Source organism: Streptomyces sp. MJM8645, assembly GCF_001625365.1.
Taxonomy (GTDB): Bacteria; Actinomycetota; Actinomycetes; order Streptomycetales; family Streptomycetaceae; genus Kitasatospora.
The window spans coordinates 6,085,261-6,107,570 of record NZ_LJJF01000001.1; the positions used below are offsets into that span (position 1 = coordinate 6,085,261).

The following is a 22,310-nucleotide window of genomic DNA, read 5'->3' on the forward strand; positions in this document are numbered from 1 at the left end:
TGACAACTAACAGCTGACAGATGATGAAATCTGTCAGCTGTTAGTTGTTCGCCTGTTCCGGCGGCAAGCCCCCTACCCGCTCAGAGGCTGAGTCGGTCGATCTCCGCGAGCTCCTCCGCGGTCAGCGGACCGCCCGCGAGCGCGTCGATGTTCTGGTCCAGCTGGGCGACGCTGCTCGCCCCGATGATCACCGAGACCACCCGCGGGTCCCGCAGGACCCAGCACAGCGCGAGCTGCGCCAGCGTCTGCCCGCGCCGCTCGGCGACCTTGTTGAGTGCCCGCAGCTGCTCCAGCTTCGGCCCGCTGAGCGCCTCCTCGGTCAGGAACCGCCCGACCGACATCCGCGAACCGGCCGGCACCTCGCCCGACAGGTAGCGGTCCGTCAGCAGGCCCTGGGCGAGCGGCGAGTAGGCGATGAGGCTGGTCCGAGTCTCGCCCACCGCGTCCAGCACGCCCTCCTCCACGTACCGGTTGAGGATCGAGTACGCCGACTGGTTCAGCAGCACCGGCGTGCCCAGCTCGCGCAGGATCGCCACCGCCTCCCGGTGCTGCTCCGCCGGGTAGTTGGAGATCGCCGCGTACAGCGCCTTGCCCGAGCGCACCGCGCTGTCCAGCGCGCCCATCGTTTCCTCGAGCGGGGTGTCCGGGTCGTAGCGGTGGGAGTAGAAGACGTCGACGTAGTCCAGCCCCATCCGGTCCAGCGACTGGTCCAGGCTGGCCAGCAGGTACTTGCGGCTGCCGCCGTTGCCGTACGGGCCCGGCCACATGTCCCAGCCGGCCTTGCTGGCGATGAACAGCTCATCGCGGTACGGGCGGAAGTCCTGGGCGAACAGGTAGCCGAAGTTGCGTTCGGCGCTGCCGTACGGCGGACCGTAGTTGTTCGCGAGGTCGAAGTGGGTGATCCCCCGGTCGAAGGCGCGGCGCAGCACCGCGCGCTGGACCTCCAGCGGCTGGGCGTCACCGAAGTTGTGCCAGAGGCCGAGCGAGACGGCCGGCAGCTGAACGCCGCTGCGGCCGGCCTTGCGGTAGGTCATCGAGGCATAGCGGTCATCCGCGGCGAGGTAGCTCATGCCGGACATCTTGCCAGTCGTCGCGGGCGGATCAAGCCCTTGCCCCGTTTCTGACCGGTGCTTATGCTCGCGGGGGATCGTACGCGTGCGAGGCGAAGGGGGAGTCGCGATGACCGTCCAGGCTGTGGCCCCACCCGCGACCGCACCCGAGACCGCAACCGTGTTCGCGGCCACGACCACGGCCATGACCGCACCCGCGATCGCGACCGCGACCGCGGTGCCCCACTGTTGTCGTCGCCGCCGCTGCACCTCGCGCTGACGCCGCCGCCCCAGAGCCGCTCCGCCGCGATCCCCTCCCGGTGCCGCCCGCGTGAGCGCAGCCCGTACCCGGGCGTTCCGCGCGGGCCGCCGCCGCCCCTCCTCGGCAGCCGCGCCCGCGCCTCGGGTCAGGGCGTCGCGCCGAGGCCCCATCGAGCGCCCCCAAGGAGACCGCCGTGCGGTTCACCGTCTCGTCCCTCGTCGCCAACGGACCCGATCCCGTGACCGGCGTCCAGCGCACCCCGCAGGAGAAGCTGTGGAACGTCATCGACCAGGCGGTCGTGGCCGAGCAACTCGGTTACGACGGCTACGGCGTGGGGGAGCGGCACGGTGAACCGTTCCTCTCTCCGGCGCCGCCGGTGCTGCTCAGCGCGATAGCGGCCCGCACCTCCACCATCCGGCTGTTCACCACGGTGACGGTGCTGAGCATCCTGGATCCGGTCCGGGTCGCCGAGGACTACGCCCTGCTCGACCAGCTCTCTGGAGGCAGGGTCGAGTTGATCATCGGCAAGGGCAACGACCCGCGGCACTTCGACCTGTTCGGCCTGCCCGAGGAGCGCCAGTGGGACGCGCTCGCCGAGAACTACGGCCTGTTGCGCCGACTCTGGCGTGAGGAGAGGGTGACCTGGGAGGGCTCGACCCGCCCGCCGCTCAAGGACGCGGCCGTGTCGCCGCGCCCGTTGCAGGACCCGATCCCGGTGTGGCACGGCAGCGCGACCAGCACCCAGTCCACCGACCTGGCCGCCCGCTACGGTGACCCGCTCTTCTCCGCCAACTCCTTCCACCCGCTGGCCAAGTACCGCTCCCTGGTGGAGCACTACCGCGAGCGCTGGGCGCACTACGGGCGCGATCCGAGGGAGGCCAGGGTCGGTGCGAGCTTCGGCGGGCTGTACGTCGACAAGCGCTCGCAGGACGCGGTCGAGGGCTTCCGTCCGTACTGGGACGCGATGTTCAGTTCGGCGGCCGGCCGGCACAACAAGTCGCCGTTCACCTCGTTGGAGGACGCGTTGGAACACGGTTCGGCCCTGGTCGGAAGCCCGCAGCAGGTGATCGAGAAGATCCACCGCTATCACGAGGCCTTCGGCAACGAGGTGGTCGGGATCGGAGTCGACGCCCTGACGGAAGGGGCGCAGCGGGAGCAGTTGGAGCTGTTCGCGGCCGAGGTCGCCCCGGTGGTCAGGCGCGAGCTTCCGTGAGCGCCTGCCAGACGTGACGCGCGCCACCGGCCGCGGTGGAGTGCCGCCGGTCGGGGCGGGGGAGACGAGCGGGCGAGGGGCCGTGGCCGCCGGGGGGCGGCGCACGGCCCTCAGCCGTCCCCGGCGCGAACTCGTCCGCCCGCCTCGTCCCCGGCGCGAACCCGTCGGCCCGCCCCGCGTCCGCGTCGAGGTGGGAAATTCCTGGCCTTCTGTACCTACTGGTATGTACAGTGATTCACATGACCACCCAGGACCGCCTCATCGAGAGCACCCAGGAACTCCTCTGGGAGCGCGGCTATGTCGGCACCAGCCCCAAGGCCATCCAGCAGCACGCCGGTGTCGGCCAGGGCAGCATGTACCACCACTTCGCCGGCAAGCCCGACCTCGCCGCAGCCGCCCTGCGCCGCAGCGCCGAGCAACTGCGGGGAGTCGCCGCCGCCGACCTGTCCGCCCCCGGCAGCGCGTACGACCGCATCGCCGCCTACCTGCACCGCGACCGTGACGTGCTGCGCGGCTGCCGGATCGGCCGGATGGCCCAGGACCCGGACGTCATCGCCGACCCCGAACTGCGCGCCCCCGTCGAGGAGACCTTCGACTGGCTGCGCGCCCGGATCGCCGAGTTGGTGGCCGAGGGCCAGGCCGCGGGCGAGCTCGTCCCCGGTGTCGACCCGGCCGACACCGCCGCCGCCGTGGTCGCCGTCGTCCAGGGCGGCTACGTCCTGGCCCGCGCGGCCGGCCGGGCCGAGCCCTTCGATCAGGCCGTACGCGGCGCCCTCGGCCTGCTCGCCGCCCAGCGCACCGCCTGACCCGCGCCGCGCACGGCTGAGCGGCCGCGCGACCGACTGACCGCGCGACCGACTGGCCGCGTGACCGCGTGACCACGCGCGTGACCGACTGGCCGAGCGATCCCCGCTCGACGATCCGACCGAGGAGACCCGCCGTGCACGCCATGCAGTACGAGATCACCCTCCCCGCCGACTACGACCTGGGGATCATCCGCAAACGCGTCGCCGACAAGGGCCATCTGCTCGATGCGCACCCGGGCCTCGGGCTCAAGGCGTACCTGGTCCGCGAGCGGGGCCGCGACGGGTCGCCCGTCAACCAGTACGCGCCGTTCTACCTCTGGCGCACCGCCGAGGGCATGAACAGCTTCCTCTGGGGACCGGGCTTTCGCGGCCTGAGCGCCGACTTCGGCCGCCCGGCCGTCCGTCACTGGCTCGGCGCCGGTCTGGCCCACGGCGCCGTGCCGGACGCTCCGGCGACCTCGACCTCGACCTCGACCTCGACCTCGACTGCGACCACAACCGCGACCGCGACCGCGACCACAACCACAACCGCGACCGCGACCGCGACCACAACCGCGACCGCGACCGCGACCACGGCTACCCGGCACATCGTCAGGCTCCCCGAGTCCGACGATCCCGCCGAGGCGGTCGAGCGGGCCCTCGCCGAGTCCCCCGCGTACCCCGCTCTGCACACCGCCGCCGTCGCGGTGGATCCGAGCCGCTGGGAGCTGGTCCGCTTCGCCCTCTGGTACGGCCCGGCCCCGGACGACGTACCGGGCATCCGCTACCAGGTGCTGCACCTGTCCCGTCCCGAACTCAACCGGCTGCCCGGCGGCCGACACTGGTGAAAGGTTTCGCCACTTCCATGACCAGCCCCGCGACCGCGACCGTCGCCCCCGCGACCGCCCCCGTCACCCCCGCGACCGCGACCGCCGTCCCGGCCCCCGCCCCGATGACACCGGCCGACCTGACCCCCGCGCCGCTCGACCGCGAAGCCGGCTACGCCCTGCTCGCAGACCTCGCCGGCCCGGTCGCCGCCGCGACCCTCGGCGGCCTGGACGGTCTCGCGCCCGGCTTCCCCGACTGGATCGTCACCAGTCTCTTCGGCGGCACCTACCAGCGCCCCGGCCTCGCCCTGCGCGACCGGCAGGTGGCCAACCTGGCCGCGCTCACCGCCCTCGGCGGCGTGGAGCCGCAGCTCGCCGACCACGTCCGCAACAGTCTGCGGATCGGCCTGACCAGGGAGGAGATCACCGAGGTCATCGTCCACCTCGCCCCCTACGTCGGCGTCCCCAAGGCCCTGGCCGGCCTGCGCGTCGCCACCGCCACCTTCGCCGAGGCGCCCCCGACCGAGGCGTCCCCGACTGCCGCAGACCCGACCCCGGCATTCCCGACTCCAGCAGACCCGACCCCGGCATCCCCGACCGAGGAGGACCGGGCATGACCCCCACGATCCGTACCGTCCTCGGCGACCTCGACCCCGCGGAACTCGGTGCCACCGACTCCCACGACCACCTCTTCATCCGCAGCCCCCTGCTCCCCGGCGAGGAACTGGACGACCCGGCCGCCGCCGAGGGCGTCCTGCGCGCCTTCGCGGCGGCCGGCGGACGGTCGTTCGTCCAGTGGACCCCGTATGGTATGGGCCGCGGAGCGGACTCCCTCGCGAGGCTCTCCCGCGTGACCGGAGTCCACGTCGTCGCCGCCACCGGCCTGCACCAGGCGGCCCACTACGACCCGGACACCCTCCCCGCCCTGTACGACGGGCTGTCCGAACGCTTCATCGCCGAACTCACCACCGGGCTGACGGCCGAACCGGCCACCGAACCGCCTGGACCGCCTGGACCGCCCGCAGCCCCCGAGGCCCCCGAAGCACCCGCATCGCCCGAGGCCGTCCGGGCGGGCCTGATCAAGGTCGCCTGCGACCCCGGGACCACCACGGCGCACACCCGCCAGGTGATGGCCGCGGCCGCCTCCGCGCACCACGCCACCGGTGCCCCGATCGCCGTTCACCTCGAACCCCGAGCCCACCCGCACCTCGTACTGAACCGGCTGCACGTTCGACACGGCGTCCCGCCCCACCGGATCATCCTCGGCCACCTCACCCGGCTGCCGGATGTGCGGGTGCACCGCGAACTCGCGGCGGAAGGCGTCTACTTCGCGCTGGACAGCCCCTCCCGGGCCGGCCACCCGGCCGACCACCAGGCCTTCGACGTCATCGCCGACCTCGTCGAGGCCGGCCACGCCTCCCGACTCCTCCTCGGCGCCGACACCACCACCCGCACCGCCCGTCGGGCCGACGGCCCGACCGAACTGCTCAACGACCTCGTCCCACGGCTCGCCCGCACCTTCGGCCCCGAACTGCCCGGCCTCCTCCTCACCGCCAACCCGGCCGCCGCCTTCGCCACCGACTGGCGCACGCCCTGAACCGTCCCTGCTCGGCCCGCCCCGGTCTCGATCCCGGCCGCAGGCCGACCCCGGGCCTTCGGCGAAGGCCCGCCGCCCACGCCCTACCGTGACGGCCATGGTGACCCTGCGCATCCTCACGACCGACGACTGGCCGCTCTGGCGCGACCTACGCCTCGCCGCCCTGTCCGACGCGCCGCACGCCTTCAAGGCCCGCCTGGCGGACTGGCACCAGGGCGGCGAGGAACGGTGGCGCACCCGGTTGCACCTTCCGGGCGCCCACCACGTCGCGGCGCTGCTGGACGGTCCGGCCGGTCCGGACGCCACTCCCGTCGGCCTGGCGGACGGCCTCCCCGGAGCCGACGGCGTACGGGAGTTGCGCTCGGTGTGGGTCGGACCGATGGCGCGAGGCAGGGGCGTCGCCGACCGCCTGCTGGAGGAGGTCGAGCGCTGGGCCCGCGCATCCGGTGGCAGCACGCTGCGCCTCGCGGTGCTCCCCGGCAACGAACCGGCGATCACGCTCTACCGCCGGCACGGCTTCACCGTGCTCGCCGAGCCCGGCGGGCCGCTCGCCGACAGGGTCGCCCGGGAGCTCGTGATGGCGAAGCCGCTGCGCTGACGGTTGCAGCTGACGGCCGGGCGGGCCGGACGGGCCGGTCACCCGCCGATCCACCCCGCCACCCGCTCGACGGCCGCGAAAGCACCGAAAGCGAGCAGCCGCGTCAGCTCCCCGTCGCCGGCCGCGGGCCGAACGGCGCGCCAGGCGGCCACGTCGGCCTCCGTGAGCCGGTACTCGCGAGGACGGCGGCCTCGGCTGACCCGAGCGGCCTTCACGAGCCAGCGGCCTTCACGAGTCAGCGGCCGTCACGAGCCCGGCGCTCGTCATGAGCCCGGCCCCGCCGTCCGCGACGTGACGGCGGGGCCCGTGTCACCGGGGGGAGTGGCTGGGGCCCCACCGTCGTGCTGCCGTCCGGCGGCTCACATGTGGGTGCCGCCGTCGATGCGCAGCTCGGTGCCGGTGACGAACGCGCCGTCGTCGGAGGCCAGCATCGCGATCACCCCGGCCACCGTCTCCGGACCCGCGAAGCCCTGGCCGAGGGCCGGGGCGAGCTTGGCGAGCAGGCTGAAGTCGGCGTCGGCGGGCAGCCCCGGGTTGTGGGTCATGCCGCTGTCGATGCTGCCCGGCGCGACGCAGACCGCACGCAGGCCCTGCTTCGCGTACTCGGAGGCGATGGCGTGGGTGAAGGACTGGATGCCGCCCTTGGTCGCGGCGTACGCGGCCATGTAGGGGTGGGCGAAGCTCGCCGAGGTGGAGCTGAAGTTGACCACCACGCCCCTGCCGCCCGCGAGCAGCGCGGGGAGCGCCTCGCGGGTCATCAGGAAGGTGCCGGTCAGGTTGACCGCGAGGAGCTTGTTCCAGAACTCCAGGCTGGTCTCGTGGGTGTGCGAGGAGCGGAGGATGCCGGCCGCGTTGACCAGGGCGTCCAGCCCGCCGAGGTCCGTGATCGCCGCCGCGACGCCGGTGACGACGGCCGCCTCGTCCGAGATGTCCAGGACCTGGATGGCCAGGCGGTCTGCGGTGCCGTCGACGGTCGCGCGGTCCAGGGTCGTCTTCAGGCCGTCCTCGTCGACGTCGACGGCGACGACCTTCCCTCCCTCGGCGAGGATCCGGTGCACGGTCGCCTGGCCGATGCCAGAGCCGCCGCCGGTGATCAGGACGTTCCGTCCGCTGAAGCGCTCCATGGTGGTACTCCGTTCGTTCGTGGCCTCTCGACCTCAAGAGGCACGGTACGCCTTCCTGGCATAACGTGCCAATAAGTCTTCTGAGTGCCACTTCGGCGCACCACGCCACAGTGGCACCGGCCCGCGTACGCTGACCCTGTGACCGGACGCCCCACCCTGAACCAGCGCCGCCGCGACGCCACCCGGCTGGACATCGCCCGCACCGCCGCCGCGCTCTTCGCCGAGCGCGGGGTCGAGGCGACCACTGCGGAGGAGATCGCCCTCGCGGCGGGCATCTCGCTGCGCACCTTCTACCGGTACTTCTCCGTCAAGGAGGACGCCGTCGCGCCACTGCTGGCGGCCGGCGGGCGCCGCTGGGTCGACCAGCTCGCCGAGGCCCCGGCCGATCTGCCGCTGCGCGAGGCGTTGGAGCGCTCGGCGGTCGCCTCGCTGACCCCGCCCGACGGCGAGGCGGTCGAGGCGATGGAGTGGACTCGAAGCCTGCTGCGCGACCCGCGCCTCGACGGCACGTGGCAGCGCGTCCACGCCGACTCCGAGGAGCGGCTGCGGACGGTCCTCGCGGCCCGCTGTCCGGGTGGCGCCGACCCGCTGGAGATCCGACTGGCCGCCGCTGCGGCGACGGCCGCGATCCGGGTCGCGCTGGAGGAATGGGCCGCCTCGGACGCGCCCACGGTCGGCCCGGGCTCCCCGCGGGAGCTCGGCGCGCGCTGCATGCGTGAACTCACGGCGGGGCTGCGGCTCTACGGGCGGGAGGGCTGAGCCCGTCAGGCCGCGAACAGATAACAGATAACAGCTGACAGATTTCGTTATCTGTTATCTGTTATCTGTTATCTGTCGGCTGTCATCTGTCACCCGTTCCTCCTCCCAGGCCCCGTTAGGGTGGGTGATCGCGCGCCCCGGCGGGGGAACCGGGGTGACCGCCTTGGATGTCCTGGACGGAGGGGGCGGGGAGTTCGAGGCGTGGGAGCAAGTAGGACATGGGTCTGACGAGCCACAAGGTGTTGGCGCTGGCCGTATTGATCGCCGTCGTGATGACGGCAGGCACGGTCTGGCTGTGGCCAAGACTCGCCAAGCAGACCTGGCAGGCGGTGCTCGGCCGGATCGGCGCACTGCTCGCCACCCAGCTCGCGGTGCTGGCCGCGCTCGGCCTGGTGGCGAACAACTACTTCGCCTTCTACAGCAGTTGGGGCGACCTGCTGGGCACCGGTGACACCGGCCCGGTGGTGATCCACAACAAGGCGGACGCGTCCGGCCGGCTGCTCGTGGAGACGATCGGCCACGCCTCCGTCAAGGGCGGCGGCGCGATGGGTCGCGAGCCCAGCCAGTCCGGCGAGATCCGCAAGGTGCGGATCGACGGCGCGGCCAGCCGGCTGTCCACCGAGGGGTACGTCTTCCTGCCGCCGCAGTACTTCCAACCGGAGTACGCACAGCGGCAGTTCCCGGCGGTGATCGTCAGCACCGGCTTCCCCGGGATCGCCGAGAACCTGATCACCCGGTTCAACTACCCGGGTGCAGCACTCAAGTTGCTCCAGGACGGCAAGATGCAGCCGACCGTCATGGTGCTGATGCGCCCCTCGCCGGCCCTGCCGCAGGACACCGAGTGCGAGGACATCCCGGGCGGCGCGCAGTCCGACACGTACTTCACCAAGGACGTCCCCTCAGCGATCCAGGCGAGCTTCCGGGTCTCCTCCGACCCGCAGGCCTGGGCCTTCATGGGCAACTCGACCGGCGGCTACTGCGCCCTCAAGCTGGCCATGCGCCACCCGGACGTCTTTCCGACCGCCGTCGCGCTCTCCGCCTACTACGACGCCGCCGACGACCCGACCACGGGCGACCTGTTCGGCGGCAGCAAGCAGCGTCGTGACGAGGCCAACCTGATGTGGCGGTTGAAGAACCTGCCGCAGCCCAAGGTGTCCGTGCTGCTGGCCGGCACCAAGAAGGGCGACGGCGACTACCGGCACGACACCGAGGCCTTCGTCGATGCCGCGCAGTCCCCGATGAAGGTCTCCTACAGCATGCTGGAGAACGGCGGCCACAACTTCGAGACCTGGAGCGCGCTGCTGCCGTCCTCGCTGGAGTGGCTGTCCCAGCACCTCAAGGTCCCGAACCAGACCGCCTGAGCAGACCGCCTGAGCAGACCGTCTGAGCGGACCGTCTGAGCAGGCCGTCTGCTCAGGCGGCTTGAGCGAGCCGACGGACAGCGAGGGGCGCGGGAGCGGCGAGGCTCAGGCCACCCGCTCCAGCGTCCCGGTGTGCAGCTCGCCGACGCGGCCGCCCTCGCCCTCGTACGTCCAGAAGGCGCGCACCGTCAGCCGGCCGAGGTCCATCACGTGGCTGACGGTGATCCCGCTCTCCTCGGTCCAGCTGATGAAGTAGATCTCCGGCGCCACCTCGGCGACGTGCAGCCGCACGTCCTCCCACTGGCCCGCCGACTCGCCGAGGCCCTCCCAGCGCAGCCGCCTGCCGTCGGCCGAGTAGGTGTTGCGGAAGGCCGCTCCGTTGTCGGCCCGGAAGAGGTAGGTGCGGCCGGCGAAGGCGGGCAGGGGCGCGGTCATGGTGGGGCGGTACCTCGTTCCTGTGAGGCCGTGCACGGCGGTCTTGTGCACTGCGGAAGATGTCGGAGCTCCAATTTATCCGACCCGGTGAGCCGGGTGGGCGCACCCGTGGGCGGTGCGCCACGGCACCGGCCGCCACCGCGCAGGCCTGCGGGGTGTGCGACCGGCACCTGGGCGCCCGCCGACGGCCGGTCCTACCGTCCACCCCTATGAGACGCACCCCCACTCCCGTGCGGCACATTCCCACCGCCATCAGACGCACCCCTGCCGGGCTGTCCGCCCTCCTGCTCACCCTCGCCGCGCTGCTCCTCGGCACCCCCACCCCCGCCGAGGCCGACGCCGCCCAGGCCGCCCCCGCCCGGACCGCCAGTGCCCAGACCGCCGCCCAGGCGGTCACCGCCCCGCTCACCCTCGAAGCCGCCTTCCCCGCCACCGGCAACGGCTGGGCCAAGGTCGAGCGCTACCTCGACACCACCCCCGGCTTCCGCGCCGAGCAGTACCCGGCCGATGGCCGTGGCGACCAGGACGGCGCCCGCCGGACGTACTTCGGCGGCACCGGCCAGCCCTCCTCCAGCCGCTTCCTGCTGTACTCGGCGACGGGCTGGGACACCGGTAGCCGCCCGACTCCCGTGCTGCTGGTCCACGGCGCCAACGACAACGCCGACCGCGCCTGGGCGAACCCGGGGGAGAGCGGCACCTGCGGTGCCTCCGCCTGCCCGTCCACCGGCCTCGCCCAGTACCTCGCCGGCACCGGCCACCGGGTGTTCGCCATCGGCTTCGCCCACAAGCAGGGCGACAACCTGCTCCAGGCGCAGGCCGTCGGCGACGCCGTCGCGCTGATCCGGGCCCGCCTCGGCGTCCCCCAGGTGGACGTGGTGGCGTGGAGCAAGGGCGAGGTCGCCGCCCGGGCGTACGTGTCCTCGGTGCGCCCGTCCTGGGGGCGGGCCTATGCGGGCGACGTGCGCCGCCTGATCACCCTCGGCGGCCCGAACGGCGGGCTCGACTACGTGTACGCGCACGGCTGGTCGTTCGACCTCGCGAGCTGGCCGGCCTGCGGCGGCACCGCCAATGCGCCGTCCCCGCACCTGTACATGACCTGCTACGGCACGTACACCGCGCAGCCCTGCCTCGGCGTGCTGCCCACCGGCGGCTACGACTGCTACCCGGGCCAGCGCCAGCTGCTCGCCCGCTGGGACGGCCGGTACGGGGTGGACGGCACCGCCCAGGACTGGTGGACCACCTACTACGGCGGCCAGGGCTTCTACACCTCCGGCCAGGGCATCCAGGCGGCGATCGATGCCGGTTCGCTGATCGCGCCGCTGCAACAGGCGGGCGTCCCGGCGTCGGTGCGCACCTACCTGCTCGCGGGCGGGTCCGCCGACATCCCGGGCGTGCTCAACGAGAACCGGGGGCCCAGCGACGGCATCGTGTTCACCGCGAGCGCGCTGGACACCACCGGCATCGCGACGATCGGCGGCACCCGGCTGCTCACCGGCCTCAACCACCTGGAACTCGCCTGGGCACCGGAGGCCGAGAGCCAGGTCGACAACTGGCTCGCCTGATCCGTGGGCCCGTGGACCCGTGGACCCGTGGACCCGTGGACCCGTGGACAATGGGGAGGTCGACTCCTTCGAGTACCACCCCGACAACCCGAACCTGCTGGAGCCGACCAACCACGTCAGCCCCGGCAACCCCAGGTACTACACCGACGCGAGCGCCAAGGTGTTCTCGGACGGCAAGGGCATCGGCGCCAACTGGTCGGCGTACCTGATCCGCAACCTGTCGGTCGGTGGGGGGGAAGCACCACCCGGCGCCGCAGGGCACCGCCCCGATCACCTTCGCCGCCGACTACGTCCGCGTGTACCGGTAAGGCCTTCGGGTCTTTCGGGTCAGGAACCGGGAGCCGTCTCGACCACCGTGATGTCGAACGGCTGCCGGTTGTTCCCCTCGTCCGGGTCGTCCACGTCGCGCACCGCGACCGAGCCGCCGGTGAGCCTGCCGATCGGCAGGTCAGGGGACAACCTCACCGGCACCAGCGCGGTCGCGCTGCGCAGTGGGGGCAGTCCGGCTGGGAAGACACAGCGCACCTGTCGGCCGTTGAGCCGCACCTCGCAGTCCTCCGGGTAGTACGGGCCCTCGGGGGTGACCCCGGGTGGCAGCGTCACCAGCACGGTGAACGGTGCGGCGGTGGTGTCCGGGCCGCGGTTGGCGATGAAGGCGTGGATGGTGGTGGTGCCGCCGGGCGGGGCGGCGTCCGGGTCGAGCCGGACCACCTCCAGATCGGAGCGGGACGCTGCGGGGGCTGCCGTATCCACCGCCGGCCGGGGCTCGGGCCGCCGCAGCGCCCAGGACGGGCCGGCGGCCAGCGTCGCCACCGAACAGCCGGCCGCCACGGCCGCGACCAGCGAGGCCGCGCGGAATCCGCAGAGCCTGCCGCCCTGCCCGGACCCGCCCTGCCCGCGCCCGCCCTGGTTGGACCCGCCCCGCGCTGCCGAACGCCTGTACGTCATCGTCGTCCACCCTGCCCCTGTGCTCCGGCCGCCCGCGCCGTTGCGGGCCGCGTCCGCACCAGGGTGGCGGAGCCTGCGTCGGGGCCCGGTGCAACCCGCTCGGCGTCCGCTCGAACGGGGGAACGCGCGCACGGGAAGTCGGCGTGACCGACTTCCCGTGCGTGAAACGGGTGCTGACGACAGGTCAGGGGGCGAGGACCTGCCCCAGCCGGGTCGCGATGTGGTGCATCACCGGCACCAGCGAGGACGCGCCGGTCTGCTCCTCCAGGGCCCGGATGCGGGCCTCCGGGCCGGACACCGACAGGGCGGTGGGCGTCGGTGCGCCCGGTACGGCGAGCGCGATGCAGCGGACGCCGATCTCCTGCTCCTGGTCGTCGACCACGTAGCCGCGCTCGCGCGCCTCGGCGAGCTGGTGCAGCAGTTCCTGCGGATCGGTGACGGTGTACTCGGTGTGTGCGGGCAGCGGGTTGGGGCCCAGGATGGCGCGCGCCTCGTCCTCGGGGAGCTGGGCGAGCAGCGCTTTGCCGACGCCCGTGCAGTGCGGCTGCACCCGTCGGCCGACCTCGGTGAACATCCGCATCGAGCGCCGCGACTGCACCTGCCCGACGTACACCACCTCGCCGCCCTCCAGCACCGCCAGGTTGGCGGTCTCGCCGGTGGCCTCCATGAGTTCGGCCAAGTAGGGGCGGGCCCAGCTGCCGAGCAGCCGGCCGGCCGTCTCGCCGAGGCGGATCAGCCGCGGGCCGAGGGTGTAGCGACGCGCGGTGTCCTGGCGTACATAGCCCTGCTGGACGAGGGTACGAACCAGGCGGTGGATGGTCGGCATCGGCAGGCCGGAGCTGGCGGAGAGCTCGCTGAGGGTGGCCACGCCGCCGGAGTCGGCCAGCGCCTCCAGGAGTTGGAAGGCGCGCTCGACGGACTGCACACCGCCGGTCGCGCGGTCCGTGCTGGTCGTCGGTGCTGTGTCGGGGGTCGAAACCACCGGCGTTCCCTTCGCTGTCGGGGAGGAGTAGAGTCCCGGCGATCACATCAACAAACCGTTGAAATTCTGTATCGCGGAAACTAGTCTCCACCTTACAGAATCGAACTCGCCGACAGGCAGGTTCCGATCAAGGAAGTTCCCACCGGAGCTCCCTCCGTCAGGCTCAACCGCTTAGGAGTGTCCTGCCCATGGCTACAGAACAGGGACCCGTCGGCGCCTCCCCCGCTGCTCCGGTCGTCACTGTCGCCGGTCCGCGCGTTCACCGGGCGGAGGAGGTGCTCACTCCGGAGGCGATCGCCTTCGTCGTCGGCCTCCATCGCGCTTTCGAAGGGCGCCGACAGGAGCTCCTGGCCGGGCGGAAGGCCCGCCGGGCGGAGATCGCCAGGGCCGGCACGCTGGACTTCCTCCCCGACACCGCCGACGTCCGGGCCGGCGACTGGAAGGTCGCCGAAGCGCCCCGCGCCCTCCAGGACCGCCGGGTCGAGATCACCGGCCCCACCGACCGCAAGATGGTCATCAACGCCCTCAACTCCGGCGCGCGGATCTGGCTCGCCGACTTCGAGGACGCCACCTCCCCGACCTGGGAGAACGTGGTCAGCGGCCAGATCAACCTGATCGACGCCTTCGAGGGCCGGATCGACTTCACCACCCCCGCCGGAAAGGCGTACGCCCTCAAGCCCGCCGCCGAACTCGCCACCGTCGTGGTCCGCCCGCGCGGCTGGCACCTGGACGAGAACCACCTGCTCGTCGACGGCACCCCGGTCGCCGGAGCCTTCCTCGACTTCGGCCTGTACTTCTTCCACAACGCCGCCCGGCTGCTCGCCAAGGGCGCCGAGGACCCCAACTCCGGCCCGTACTTCTACCTGCCGAAGACCGAGAGCCACCTCGAAGCCCGGCTCTGGAACGACGTGTTCACCCACGCCCAGGCCGCGCTCGGCATCCCGTACGGCACCGTCCGCGCCACCGTGCTGATCGAGACCATCACCGCCGCGTTCGAGATGGACGAGATCCTCTACGAGCTGCGCGACCACGCGGCCGGCCTCAACGCCGGGCGCTGGGACTACCTGTTCTCGATCGTCAAGAACTTCCGCGACGCCGGCGAGCAGTACGTCCTGCCGGACCGCAACAGCGTCACCATGGCCTCGCCGTTCATGGCCGCCTACACCCGTCTGCTGGTGCAGACCTGCCACAAGCGCGGTGCCCACGCGATCGGCGGCATGGCCGCGTTCATCCCCAGCCGCAGGGACCCGGAGGTCAACGCCGCCGCCCTGGAGAAGGTCAAGGCGGACAAGGACCGCGAGGCCGGCAACGGCTTCGACGGCTCCTGGGTCGCCCACCCGGACCTGGTGCCGGTCGCCCGTGCCTCCTTCGACGCGGTGCTCGGCGAGCGCCCCCACCAGAAGGACGAGCCCGGGCCCTCCGAGCCGGTCACCGCGACCCAGCTGCTCGACATCGCCGGCGCCGGCGGCACCTGCACCCGCGCGGGGCTGCACAACGCCGTCCAGGTCGGCATCCGCTACATCGAGGCCTGGCTGCGCGGCCTCGGTGCGGTCGGCATCTTCAACATGATGGAGGACGCCGCCACCGCCGAGATCTCCCGCTCGCAGATCTGGCAGTGGATCCACAACGGCGTCGTCCTGTCCGACGCCGGCGAGAAGGCCACCGCGGACCTCGTCCGCGCCCTGGTCGCCGCGGAGTTGGCCGAACTCCTGGCCGAGCTGGGCGCGGACGCCTACGCCGGCGGCCGCTGGCGCGAGGCCGCCCAGCTCTTCGAACAGGTCGCCCTGGCCGAGGAGTTCGCGGACTTCCTGACCCTCCCCGCGCTTCCCCTGCTGGGCTGAGCCCCAATCTATCCGCCGGCGCCGCCGCTGCCGCCTGCCAGGCTGTAGCAGTCCCGTCGGCCCATTGCTCCGTTCCGTACGGCGACGATTCCACCTGTCCTCTCGTCGCCGTGCGGAACGGCCTTTTCCCGGTACCCGGTAAGGAGTTCAACCGTGCCCCGCATCTTCTTCAACGGCCAGGCCATGGTCGGCGGACCGTTTCACGCCAAGGTCGCCGACTCGCTGATCGGCCCGGCCCGGACGGCCCCCGGCTACCGCTTCTTCTCGATCGACGACGTCTGCCCGGGCCTGCTCGCCGATCCGGCGGTCGACACGGCCATCGAGGGCGAGCTCTACGAGATCACCCTGGAGCACCTGCGTGACGTCATCCTCCCCGGCGAGCCGCGGGAGTTGGAGCTCGGCGTCATCGAGCTCGACGACGGCTCCGCCTGCCTGTCGATGCTGCTCGCCCGGGGTGAGGTGGAGCGGGGGGTGCACCGCGAGATCACCCACCACGGCGGCTGGCGCGCCTACCTCGGCTCGCTCGGGCGCACCGCCTGAGACCGGGCGCGTAGCAGCGGACGCACCACAGCGGACGCATCACGGCGAACGGATCACGGCGAACGAATCACGACGAACAGATAACAGATGACAACTTTCGTCATCTGTTATCTGTTCGCTGTTATCCGTCACTCGTCACCCACCCCCGGGCACGCCGCAGCCCCGGACCCTCGCCGTGGGTCCGGGGCTGCGGTCCGCGCGCCGGTCGGGAAGGCCGGGTTGCGGAGTCCGGGTCACGCACCGTCCCTGGGCGGCCCGGAGTTCAGGGGTGGAGGAGCAGCGGCGGGGCGTCAGAGCGGCCGGGCGGCGAGCTCCTTGGCGGCGCGGGCGCAGGCGCGGGCGATCCGGTCCTCGTTGACGGTGGTCAGCTGGCCCTTCTCGACGACGGCGTTGCCGTTGACGAACAGCACGGCCAGCGGCGGCAGGGCGCCGAAGGTGAGGGCGGCGACCGGGTCGGCGATGGAGGAGTGCAGGACGCCGTCGATCTTCCACAGCGCCAGGTCGGCGAGCTTGCCGACCTCGATCGAGCCGATCTCGTCCTGGCGGCCGAGCACCCGGGCGCCGCCCATGGTGCCCAGCCGCAGCGCCTGGCGGCCGGTGAGGGCGGCCGGGGAGCCGTGCAGACGGTTGATCAGCAGGGCGTTGCGCAGCTCGGTGCCGAGTTCGCCGGACTCGTTGGAGGCGGTGCCGTCGACACCGAGGCCGACCGGGACGCCGGCCCTGAGCATGTCGGGGACGCGGGCGATCCCGGCGGCCAGCCGGGCGTTGGAGGAGGGGCAGTGGGCCACGCCGGTGCCGGTCTCGGCGAACTTGGCGATGTCGGAGTCGTTCATGTGGACGCAGTGCGCCATCCAGACGTCCTCGCCGAGCCAGCCGACGGACTCGAAGTAGTCGGTCGGGCCCATGCCGAACAGTTCCTTGCAGAACTGCTCCTCCTCGGCGGTCTCCGAGCCGTGGGTGTGCAGCCGGACGCCCTTGCGGCGGGCGAGTTCGGCGGACTGGCGGAGCAGGTCGGTGGAGACCGAGAACGGCGAGCAGGGCGCGATGGCGATGTGCAGCATCGAGCCGAAGGAGGAGTCGTGGTAGGTGTCCACGGCGGCCTCGGAGGCGGTGAGGATGTCGTCGAGCTCCTCGACCGCGTGGTCCGGCGGGAGGCCGCCGTCCTTCTTGCTGCGGTCCATGGAGCCGCGCAGCGCGGTGAACCGCAGGCCGAGCTCCTGGACGGCCTCGATGGAGGCGCCGAGGACGTCGCCGCCGTCCTTGGGGAAGACGTAGTGGTGGTCGGAGGCGGTGGTGCAGCCGGACTTGAGGAGGGCGGCGGCGGAGCCCTGGCTGGCGGCGTGGACGAGTTTCTCGTCGATCCGGGCCCAGGTCGGGTAGAGGGCGACGAGCCAGTCGAAGAGGATGTCGTCCTGGGCGAGGCCGCGGGTGATCCACTGGTAGAAGTGGTGGTGGGTGTTGACCAGGCCGGGGGTGATCAGGTGGCCCTCGCCGTTGATCCGGCGCACCACGTTGTCCAGCCACTGTGGGGCGGGTCCGTCGCCGACCGACTCGATCGTGTTGCCGAGGATGACCACGTGGCCGCGGGCGTACTCGGTGTCGTCGGCGTCGACGGTGGCGATCGCGACGTTCTCGATGACGATCCGCTGGTCGGCGGGTGGGGGCTGGACTGCCATGGTGTCACTCCTATGGGGGAGGGCCGGGAGGGGCGTGCGCCGCGCGGCGTGCACCCCTCCCGGGTCGGTCAGGACGGTGTCGCCGTCGGCACCGTCGCGCCGGAGGCCTGGCCGGTTCTGGTCCGGCGGGCGGCTCCGACGTGGTGGAAGAGCAGGTTGAGCAGGACGGCCATCACGCAGCCGGCCGAGATCCCGGAGTGCATCAGGGTCCGGACGGCCTCCGGGAAGGAGTCGTAGAAGGTCGGCACCGCGATGGGGATGATGCCGACGCCGAGTGACACGGACACCAGGATGGTGTTCGAGCTGGATTCCATCCCAGCCTCCGCGAGGGTGCGGATGCCACTCGCCGCGACGGTGCCGAAGAGCACGATCCCGGCGCCGCCCAGGACGGGCTGCGGTACCAGGGAGACGAGCGATCCGAGCACGGGGAAGAGCCCGAGCAGGATCAGGATGCCGCCGCCGGCCGCGACCACGAAGCGGCTGCGGATCTTGGTCAGCGCCACCAGCCCGATGTTCTGGGCGAAGGCACTGGCGGCGAAGCCGTTGAAGACGGGGCTGAGCGCGGTGGCCAGTCCGTCGGCCCGCAGGCCGGCGGCGAGCGTGGGTTCGTCGGCCTCGCGCTCGACGATCTTGCCCAGGGCGAGCATGTCGGCGGTGGACTCGGTCATGGCGACCACCATGACGATGCACATCGAGACGATCGCGGCGGCGTCGAAGACGGGCGCGCCGAAGTGGAACGGGGAGGGGAGCGCGAAGACCTTCGCGTCCTTGACCGCGCCGAAGTCGGCCAGGCCCAGCGGGAAGGCGATCAGGGTGCCGAGCGCCAGGCCGATGAGCAACGAGAGCTGCTGCCAGAAGCCGCGCAGCAGCCGGTTGCAGAGCACCACCGCGACGAGGGTGATCGCGGCGAGCCCGACGGCCCGCATGGAGCCGTATCCGGGGGCGCCCGGCGAGCCGCCGCGCGCCCAGTTGACCGCCACCGGAAGCAGGGACACCCCGATGAGGGTGATCACGGTGCCCTGGACGACCGGGGGGAAGAACCGGATGAGCTTGCAGAAGTACGGTGCCGCGAGGAAGCACAGGATCCCCGCGACGATCACCGCTCCGAAGATCACCGGGAGGGCGTCCTTCGGGCCCCCCGTTCTTTCGATGGAGCCCTTGGCTATGGCGATCATGGGCGCGACTCCCGCGAAGGAGACGCCGTTGACGAACGGCAGCCGCGCGCCGATCTTCCAGATGCCGAGGGTCTGGAGCAGGGTGGCCAGTCCGGCGGTGAACAGGCTGGCCGATATGAGCAGGGCGAGTTCGGCGGGGGAGAGCCCGACGCCGGCGCCGACGATGAGCGGGGGTGCGACGACTCCCGCGTACATCGCGGCGACGTGCTGGAGTCCGGTGGAGAAGAGCTTCACCGGGGGCAGCAACTCGTCCACGGGGTGGGTTCCGGGCCCGGACGGCTCACCGGGGAGGTGTGCCGACGTGCCGTCCGGGCCAGGGGTTCTTTCCGGGGTGGAACCGCCGTCTTTACTGCTGGTGTCGCTGGGTGCCATGTCGAGCCCCTCTTGTGCCCGTGACTCCCGGCGCGCCCGCGGCGCTGGAGCTGCCCCGAGGGCGGGACGGCGGTGCAGGAGTCCCTCGGGGCGCTTCTCCAGTGCCCCGGGCCGGCCGCCGCGAGGCAGACACGAACTCCGGTGGGTGGGGGTGGAGAAACTGGTGGAACGGGTGGCGCTGGTGGGGCAGATCGTGCTGGTGGGGCTGGTGGGGCTGGTGGGGCTGGTGGTGCGGGTACTGCGGCCCGCCCGGACGCGGCCGGCGTTCGGGGGCCGGCGGGTGCGGCGATTCCGGGCGGTGTCCATGGGGGTGGGGTGGGGCGGTCAGGCGACGGGGATGACCGGGACGACGCCCTCGCGGTGCACGGTGCCCTCGATGAGGCCGTACATCCGGTCGGCGGCGTAGTAGACCTCGTTGTCGTTCTTGAGGCCGAAGGGCTCCAGGTCGACGAGGAAGTGGTGCTTGTTGGGCAGCTCCAGGCGGACTTCGTCGACCTCGGCGCGGTTGTTGAGGACCCGGGTGCCCATCGAGTGCAGGGTCTGCTGCAGCGAGTAGGAGTAGGTCTCGGCGAAGGCCTCCAGCAGGTGCCGCCGCACGTGGGTGTAGGAGCGGTTCCAGTTGGGCTGGGCCTGGTCGTCCCGGCCGTCGTAGCCGTACTTCCAGCGAGCAGTGACCTGGGTGGCGAGGATGCGGTCGTACGCCTCTTGCAGGGTGGTGTACTTGTCCTTGATGTAGCCCCAGAACTCCGAGTTGGTGGAGTTCATGACGATGAGGTCCTTGAGGCCGGAGACGACCTGGACGGTCTCGCCGTCGTAGACGATCTCGGTGGTGCGGGTCTCCTGGCCGTTGCGGACGAAGGAGTGGCCGACCTCCTCCGAGCCGATGAAGCGGGCCGAGTTGTCCGGCGTCTTGATCCGGTCCCAGGCGTACTCCTCGATCCGGATCCGGGCGCTGTGCACGACGCCGCGCTCGGTGTCGTCGACGAAGTGGCGGGCCAGGATGATGCCGAAGGCCTCGGCCGACTCGATCCCGTGCTCCTTGGCGAAGGCGTACACGGTGTTCTTGGTGGTGTCGGTGGGGAGGCAGTTGGCGTTCGACCCGGTGAGGTGGACGTCCTCGAACTCGCCCCGGAGGGAGACCGAGACGTTCAGGTCCTTGATCTCGTGCCGGGTGGAGTCGCGGTAGACCCGCACGATGCGGTTCTCCGCCTTGCCGTACTGGTTCTGACCGAGCACGTGGGCCATGACGTGGCTCCTAGGGCTTCCAGGTCGGTCTACTAGCTTCCGCGGTAGACCGAGTATCCGAACGGGTTGAGCAGCAGCGGCACGTGGTAGTGGTGCTGCGCGGGCGCGACCGTGAAGACGATCGAGACCTCGGGGAAGAACGGCGGCTCCGCGGACTTGAGCGCGTGGTAGGCGCGGGTGTCGAAGAGCAGCCGGACGACCGAGCCCGCCTCCACGGCCGGCAGGTCCTTGGCCCGGCCGTCGGAGTCCGTGGCGGAGGTGCCGAGCACCTGCCAGCCACCCTCGGTGTGCAGTGCGAGCTCGACCGGGACGCCCTCGGCCGGGCGGCCGAGGCTGGTGTCGAGCACGTGGGTGGAGATGCCAGTCATGGGTGAAGTGACCTTACTGATGGCAGAGGTGATCATTCGTCAGCAGATTCTAACGATCCGTCAGGATCTGTCAGGGTTTGCCAGGGCCCGTCAGGATGCGTCGAGCAGGCGATTGAGCCGAATGTCGTTGATCTTGCGCAGTTCGCCCCGGACGATCTCCGCCTCGGTGGCGGCGTCGTTGGGGTGGCGCTCGCGCAGGGCGGCGAGCATGGTGGCCGCGGTGCGGCCGGTCGCGCAGATCAGGAACACGTGGCCGAACTTGGCCTCGTAGGCGGCGTTGGCCTCGTGCAGTTCGTCGAGGAGGGCTCGGTCCGCGCCCTGGATGCCGGCCTGCTCCCGCTGCGAGCTGGCGTCGCCGGTCTTGGGCTTGCCGATCCGGGCGTGGCCGGCCATCGCGTCGTGCAGGTCGGCGACCGTCAGCCCGGCCATGGCCGCCGCGTTGGCGGTGAGCAGGGACTCCCGGTCGGGCCAGGGCCTGGCCCGTGCGACGGCGGCGGCCCAGTGGGGGCTGGGGCAGACCTCCAGCAGAACGGCTTCCAGGTCCGCGGCGTCGGCCGCGGCCAGGGCGTCAAGGGTGTGGGGGTGGTTGGTCACGGGTGGACCTCCTGAAGAGTGGTGCCACCCGCACAAGCTAGATCCACCCCACCCGGCCGTCAACACTTTGTTGAACGGTTGGTGGTTACGTTTTGAACCGGCCGCCGTTGCCGGCGCGATTCGTGTGCGATTCGCCAAGTGCGCCCCGCCGGGGGCTGGTTCGGGCTGGCTGCGCCGGCGGGGTCCGTCCGTTCGGAAGGTTTCCGTCAGGAGGAAGTCCTGGCGGAAGTCCTGGCGGAAGTGCTGGAGGAATCGACCGGGGGATCGACCGGGGTCAGGAGGGCTTCGAGCCGTCCTGGCGGTTGAGGTAGTTGTACACCGTGAACCGGCTGACGCCGAGTGCTGAGGCGACCGTCTCGACCCCGTGGCGGACGGTGAAGGCGCCGCGCTCCTCCAGGAGGGCGACGACCCGCTGCTTCTCCCCGCGATCCAGCTCGGCCAGTGGGCGGCCGTCGAACTGGCGGGCCATCTCGGCCAGCAGCCGGTCCAGGGCACTGCTCAGGTGCGGCAGCCGGACGGCGAGCGCCGGGGCGCCCTCCCACTCCAGGACGACGTCCTCGGACTTCGCCTCGTCCAGTCGGACGGGCGTCGCGCCGACGGCGTCCAGCAGCGGCTTGATCGCCAGGGCGAGCGGGTGTTCCACGTGCTCGGTCACGGCGTACCGCCCTCCTCGCCGAGCACGCTGACCTGGACCGAGATCCGGGTCGCGCCCGCGGTCAGGGTTTCCCGGAGCAGCTTGGTCACCGCGGCGAGCACCTGGTCGGCCTCGCCCTCGGCGCCGGTCCCGAAGGGGCCGACCGAGACGGCCAGGCCGGCCTCGTCGACGACCTGGCGGGCCGCCGCGGCGTGCTCGGGGAACGTGTCCAGTTCGAACGGTTCTGTCGTGAACTCCACCATCAATCGCACGTGCTCACTGTAGCGAGCGCCGGTGCGGGCGGGCGGGGGCCGGTCGATCCGACGGCCGCGGTGCCGGCGGGAGGGGGTTTCCGGGTTCGCG

23 protein-coding genes are annotated in these 22,310 nt (G+C 71.9%); 11 read left to right on the plus strand and 12 right to left on the minus strand.

Annotation, left to right across the window (positions count from 1 at the left end; all coding sequences use genetic code 11):
- Positions 1–80: 80 nt before the first annotated feature.
- Complete coding sequence (locus tag A6F73_RS25930) at positions 81–1,070, minus strand: aldo/keto reductase (RefSeq protein ID WP_063351537.1); 990 nt, start codon at positions 1,068–1,070, stop codon at positions 81–83.
- A gap of 434 nt (positions 1,071–1,504) precedes the next feature.
- Between A6F73_RS25930 and A6F73_RS25935 the strand changes: the two genes are divergently transcribed.
- The 6 genes from A6F73_RS25935 to A6F73_RS25960 all read left to right on the plus strand — a co-directional run bounded on the left by A6F73_RS25935 (position 1,505) and on the right by A6F73_RS25960 (position 6,331).
- Complete coding sequence (locus A6F73_RS25935) at positions 1,505–2,524, plus strand: LLM class flavin-dependent oxidoreductase (protein ID WP_063349990.1); 1,020 nt, start codon at positions 1,505–1,507, stop codon at positions 2,522–2,524.
- A 239-nt stretch (positions 2,525–2,763) separates the two neighbouring features.
- Entirely contained in the window at positions 2,764–3,330 is a 567-nt protein-coding gene (locus A6F73_RS25940) for a TetR/AcrR family transcriptional regulator (RefSeq protein ID WP_063349991.1), read from the plus strand.
- A 134-nt stretch (positions 3,331–3,464) separates the two neighbouring features.
- Positions 3,465–4,157, plus strand: a complete 693-nt coding sequence (locus A6F73_RS25945; protein ID WP_063349992.1) for a DUF4865 family protein — start codon at positions 3,465–3,467, stop codon at positions 4,155–4,157.
- Positions 4,158–4,174: 17 nt separating this feature from the next.
- The gene (locus A6F73_RS25950) at positions 4,175–4,753 is read left to right on the plus strand and encodes a carboxymuconolactone decarboxylase family protein (protein WP_244293499.1); all 579 of its coding nucleotides are present in this window, start codon (positions 4,175–4,177) and stop codon (positions 4,751–4,753) included.
- Positions 4,750–5,733, plus strand: coding sequence for a hypothetical protein (locus A6F73_RS25955; RefSeq protein ID WP_063349993.1), 984 nt, complete (start codon positions 4,750–4,752; stop codon positions 5,731–5,733). Before A6F73_RS25950 ends, A6F73_RS25955 begins: the two co-directional genes overlap by 4 nt.
- Before the next feature lie 97 nt (positions 5,734–5,830).
- The gene (locus A6F73_RS25960; RefSeq protein ID WP_063349994.1) at positions 5,831–6,331 is read left to right on the plus strand and encodes a GNAT family N-acetyltransferase; all 501 of its coding nucleotides are present in this window, start codon (positions 5,831–5,833) and stop codon (positions 6,329–6,331) included.
- Positions 6,332–6,690: 359 nt separating this feature from the next.
- Here the strand turns inward: A6F73_RS25960 and A6F73_RS25965 are convergent, their stop codons facing one another.
- Positions 6,691–7,455 carry an SDR family oxidoreductase gene (locus tag A6F73_RS25965; protein WP_063349995.1) on the minus strand — a complete coding sequence of 255 codons (765 nt, stop codon included), beginning with the start codon at positions 7,453–7,455 and terminating at the stop codon, positions 6,691–6,693.
- Positions 7,456–7,593: 138 nt separating this feature from the next.
- On the opposite strand from A6F73_RS25965, the gene A6F73_RS25970 reads away from it, so the two are divergent.
- Together A6F73_RS25970 and A6F73_RS25975 are read left to right on the plus strand one after the other, a co-directional pair.
- Entirely contained in the window at positions 7,594–8,214 is a 621-nt protein-coding gene (locus A6F73_RS25970) for a TetR family transcriptional regulator (RefSeq protein WP_063349996.1), read from the plus strand.
- Between the two features lie 218 nt (positions 8,215–8,432).
- Positions 8,433–9,575 (plus strand): alpha/beta hydrolase-fold protein, encoded by a 1,143-nt coding sequence (locus A6F73_RS25975; RefSeq protein WP_063349997.1) that lies wholly within the window; start codon positions 8,433–8,435, stop codon positions 9,573–9,575.
- Between the two features lie 105 nt (positions 9,576–9,680).
- On the opposite strand, the gene A6F73_RS25980 is transcribed toward A6F73_RS25975, so the two are convergent.
- Positions 9,681–10,010, minus strand: a complete 330-nt coding sequence (locus tag A6F73_RS25980) for a MoaF N-terminal domain-containing protein (RefSeq protein WP_063349998.1) — start codon at positions 10,008–10,010, stop codon at positions 9,681–9,683.
- A 209-nt stretch (positions 10,011–10,219) separates the two neighbouring features.
- Between A6F73_RS25980 and A6F73_RS25985 the strand changes: the two genes are divergently transcribed.
- Positions 10,220–11,572, plus strand: a complete 1,353-nt coding sequence (locus A6F73_RS25985; RefSeq protein ID WP_208869120.1) for a lipase — start codon at positions 10,220–10,222, stop codon at positions 11,570–11,572.
- A gap of 327 nt (positions 11,573–11,899) precedes the next feature.
- On the opposite strand, the gene A6F73_RS25990 is transcribed toward A6F73_RS25985, so the two are convergent.
- Positions 11,900–12,520, minus strand: coding sequence for a hypothetical protein (locus A6F73_RS25990; protein WP_159398545.1), 621 nt, complete (start codon positions 12,518–12,520; stop codon positions 11,900–11,902).
- Positions 12,521–12,704: 184 nt separating this feature from the next.
- On the minus strand, positions 12,705–13,502 hold the full coding sequence (locus tag A6F73_RS25995; RefSeq protein WP_079136010.1) for an IclR family transcriptional regulator: 798 nt from the start codon (positions 13,500–13,502) through the stop codon (positions 12,705–12,707).
- A gap of 188 nt (positions 13,503–13,690) precedes the next feature.
- Here A6F73_RS25995 and aceB point away from each other — a divergent pair, with 188 nt between their 5' ends.
- Both aceB and A6F73_RS26005 read left to right on the plus strand, forming a co-directional pair.
- Positions 13,691–15,343, plus strand: a complete 1,653-nt coding sequence (aceB, locus tag A6F73_RS26000; RefSeq protein WP_063350000.1) for a malate synthase A — start codon at positions 13,691–13,693, stop codon at positions 15,341–15,343.
- 153 nt (positions 15,344–15,496) lie between these two features.
- Positions 15,497–15,883, plus strand: a complete 387-nt coding sequence (locus A6F73_RS26005; protein WP_079136011.1) for a gamma-glutamylcyclotransferase — start codon at positions 15,497–15,499, stop codon at positions 15,881–15,883.
- A 290-nt stretch (positions 15,884–16,173) separates the two neighbouring features.
- Here A6F73_RS26005 and A6F73_RS26010 read toward each other — a convergent pair whose 3' ends face one another.
- From A6F73_RS26010 to A6F73_RS26045, 7 genes are all read right to left on the minus strand, one after another.
- A complete protein-coding gene (locus A6F73_RS26010) occupies positions 16,174–17,559 on the minus strand; it encodes an 8-oxoguanine deaminase (RefSeq protein ID WP_063350001.1) in 1,386 nt (461 codons plus the stop codon).
- A 68-nt stretch (positions 17,560–17,627) separates the two neighbouring features.
- Positions 17,628–19,106 carry a nucleobase:cation symporter-2 family protein gene (locus A6F73_RS26015; RefSeq protein ID WP_079136012.1) on the minus strand — a complete coding sequence of 493 codons (1,479 nt, stop codon included), beginning with the start codon at positions 19,104–19,106 and terminating at the stop codon, positions 17,628–17,630.
- Positions 19,107–19,430: 324 nt separating this feature from the next.
- Positions 19,431–20,351 carry a factor-independent urate hydroxylase gene (pucL, locus tag A6F73_RS26025; RefSeq protein WP_063350004.1) on the minus strand — a complete coding sequence of 307 codons (921 nt, stop codon included), beginning with the start codon at positions 20,349–20,351 and terminating at the stop codon, positions 19,431–19,433.
- 32 nt (positions 20,352–20,383) lie between these two features.
- On the minus strand, positions 20,384–20,719 hold the full coding sequence (gene uraH / locus A6F73_RS26030; protein ID WP_063350005.1) for a hydroxyisourate hydrolase: 336 nt from the start codon (positions 20,717–20,719) through the stop codon (positions 20,384–20,386).
- A gap of 90 nt (positions 20,720–20,809) precedes the next feature.
- Entirely contained in the window at positions 20,810–21,313 is a 504-nt protein-coding gene (gene uraD / locus A6F73_RS26035; RefSeq protein ID WP_063350006.1) for a 2-oxo-4-hydroxy-4-carboxy-5-ureidoimidazoline decarboxylase, read from the minus strand.
- A gap of 274 nt (positions 21,314–21,587) precedes the next feature.
- Positions 21,588–21,968 carry a helix-turn-helix domain-containing protein gene (locus A6F73_RS26040; protein WP_063350007.1) on the minus strand — a complete coding sequence of 127 codons (381 nt, stop codon included), beginning with the start codon at positions 21,966–21,968 and terminating at the stop codon, positions 21,588–21,590.
- The gene (locus A6F73_RS26045) at positions 21,965–22,210 is read right to left on the minus strand and encodes a thiamine-binding protein (protein WP_079136014.1); all 246 of its coding nucleotides are present in this window, start codon (positions 22,208–22,210) and stop codon (positions 21,965–21,967) included. The genes A6F73_RS26040 and A6F73_RS26045 overlap by 4 nt, the downstream gene beginning before the upstream one ends.
- Positions 22,211–22,310 lie beyond the last annotated feature (100 nt).

What these genes read in the sequence shown, in the direction of transcription:
- A6F73_RS25930 (WP_063351537.1), bottom strand. Translation starts at nt 1,070, where the DNA reads ATGAGCTACCTCGCCGCGGATGACCGCTATGCCTCGATGACCTACCGC.
- A6F73_RS25940 (WP_063349991.1), top strand. Translation starts at nt 2,764, where the DNA reads ATGACCACCCAGGACCGCCTCATCGAGAGCACCCAGGAACTCCTCTGG.
- A6F73_RS25950 (WP_244293499.1), top strand. Translation starts at nt 4,175, where the DNA reads ATGACCAGCCCCGCGACCGCGACCGTCGCCCCCGCGACCGCCCCCGTC.
- A6F73_RS25955 (WP_063349993.1), top strand. Translation starts at nt 4,750, where the DNA reads ATGACCCCCACGATCCGTACCGTCCTCGGCGACCTCGACCCCGCGGAA.
- A6F73_RS25960 (WP_063349994.1), top strand. Translation starts at nt 5,831, where the DNA reads ATGGTGACCCTGCGCATCCTCACGACCGACGACTGGCCGCTCTGGCGC.
- A6F73_RS25965 (WP_063349995.1), bottom strand. Translation starts at nt 7,455, where the DNA reads ATGGAGCGCTTCAGCGGACGGAACGTCCTGATCACCGGCGGCGGCTCT.
- A6F73_RS25975 (WP_063349997.1), top strand. Translation starts at nt 8,433, where the DNA reads ATGGGTCTGACGAGCCACAAGGTGTTGGCGCTGGCCGTATTGATCGCC.
- A6F73_RS25980 (WP_063349998.1), bottom strand. Translation starts at nt 10,010, where the DNA reads ATGACCGCGCCCCTGCCCGCCTTCGCCGGCCGCACCTACCTCTTCCGG.
- A6F73_RS25985 (WP_208869120.1), top strand. Translation starts at nt 10,220, where the DNA reads ATGAGACGCACCCCCACTCCCGTGCGGCACATTCCCACCGCCATCAGA.
- A6F73_RS25990 (WP_159398545.1), bottom strand. Translation starts at nt 12,520, where the DNA reads ATGACGTACAGGCGTTCGGCAGCGCGGGGCGGGTCCAACCAGGGCGGG.
- aceB (WP_063350000.1), top strand. Translation starts at nt 13,691, where the DNA reads ATGGCTACAGAACAGGGACCCGTCGGCGCCTCCCCCGCTGCTCCGGTC.
- A6F73_RS26010 (WP_063350001.1), bottom strand. Translation starts at nt 17,559, where the DNA reads ATGGCAGTCCAGCCCCCACCCGCCGACCAGCGGATCGTCATCGAGAAC.
- A6F73_RS26015 (WP_079136012.1), bottom strand. Translation starts at nt 19,106, where the DNA reads ATGGCACCCAGCGACACCAGCAGTAAAGACGGCGGTTCCACCCCGGAA.
- pucL (WP_063350004.1), bottom strand. Translation starts at nt 20,351, where the DNA reads ATGGCCCACGTGCTCGGTCAGAACCAGTACGGCAAGGCGGAGAACCGC.
- uraH (WP_063350005.1), bottom strand. Translation starts at nt 20,719, where the DNA reads ATGACTGGCATCTCCACCCACGTGCTCGACACCAGCCTCGGCCGCCCG.
- A6F73_RS26045 (WP_079136014.1), bottom strand. Translation starts at nt 22,210, where the DNA reads ATGGTGGAGTTCACGACAGAACCGTTCGAACTGGACACGTTCCCCGAG.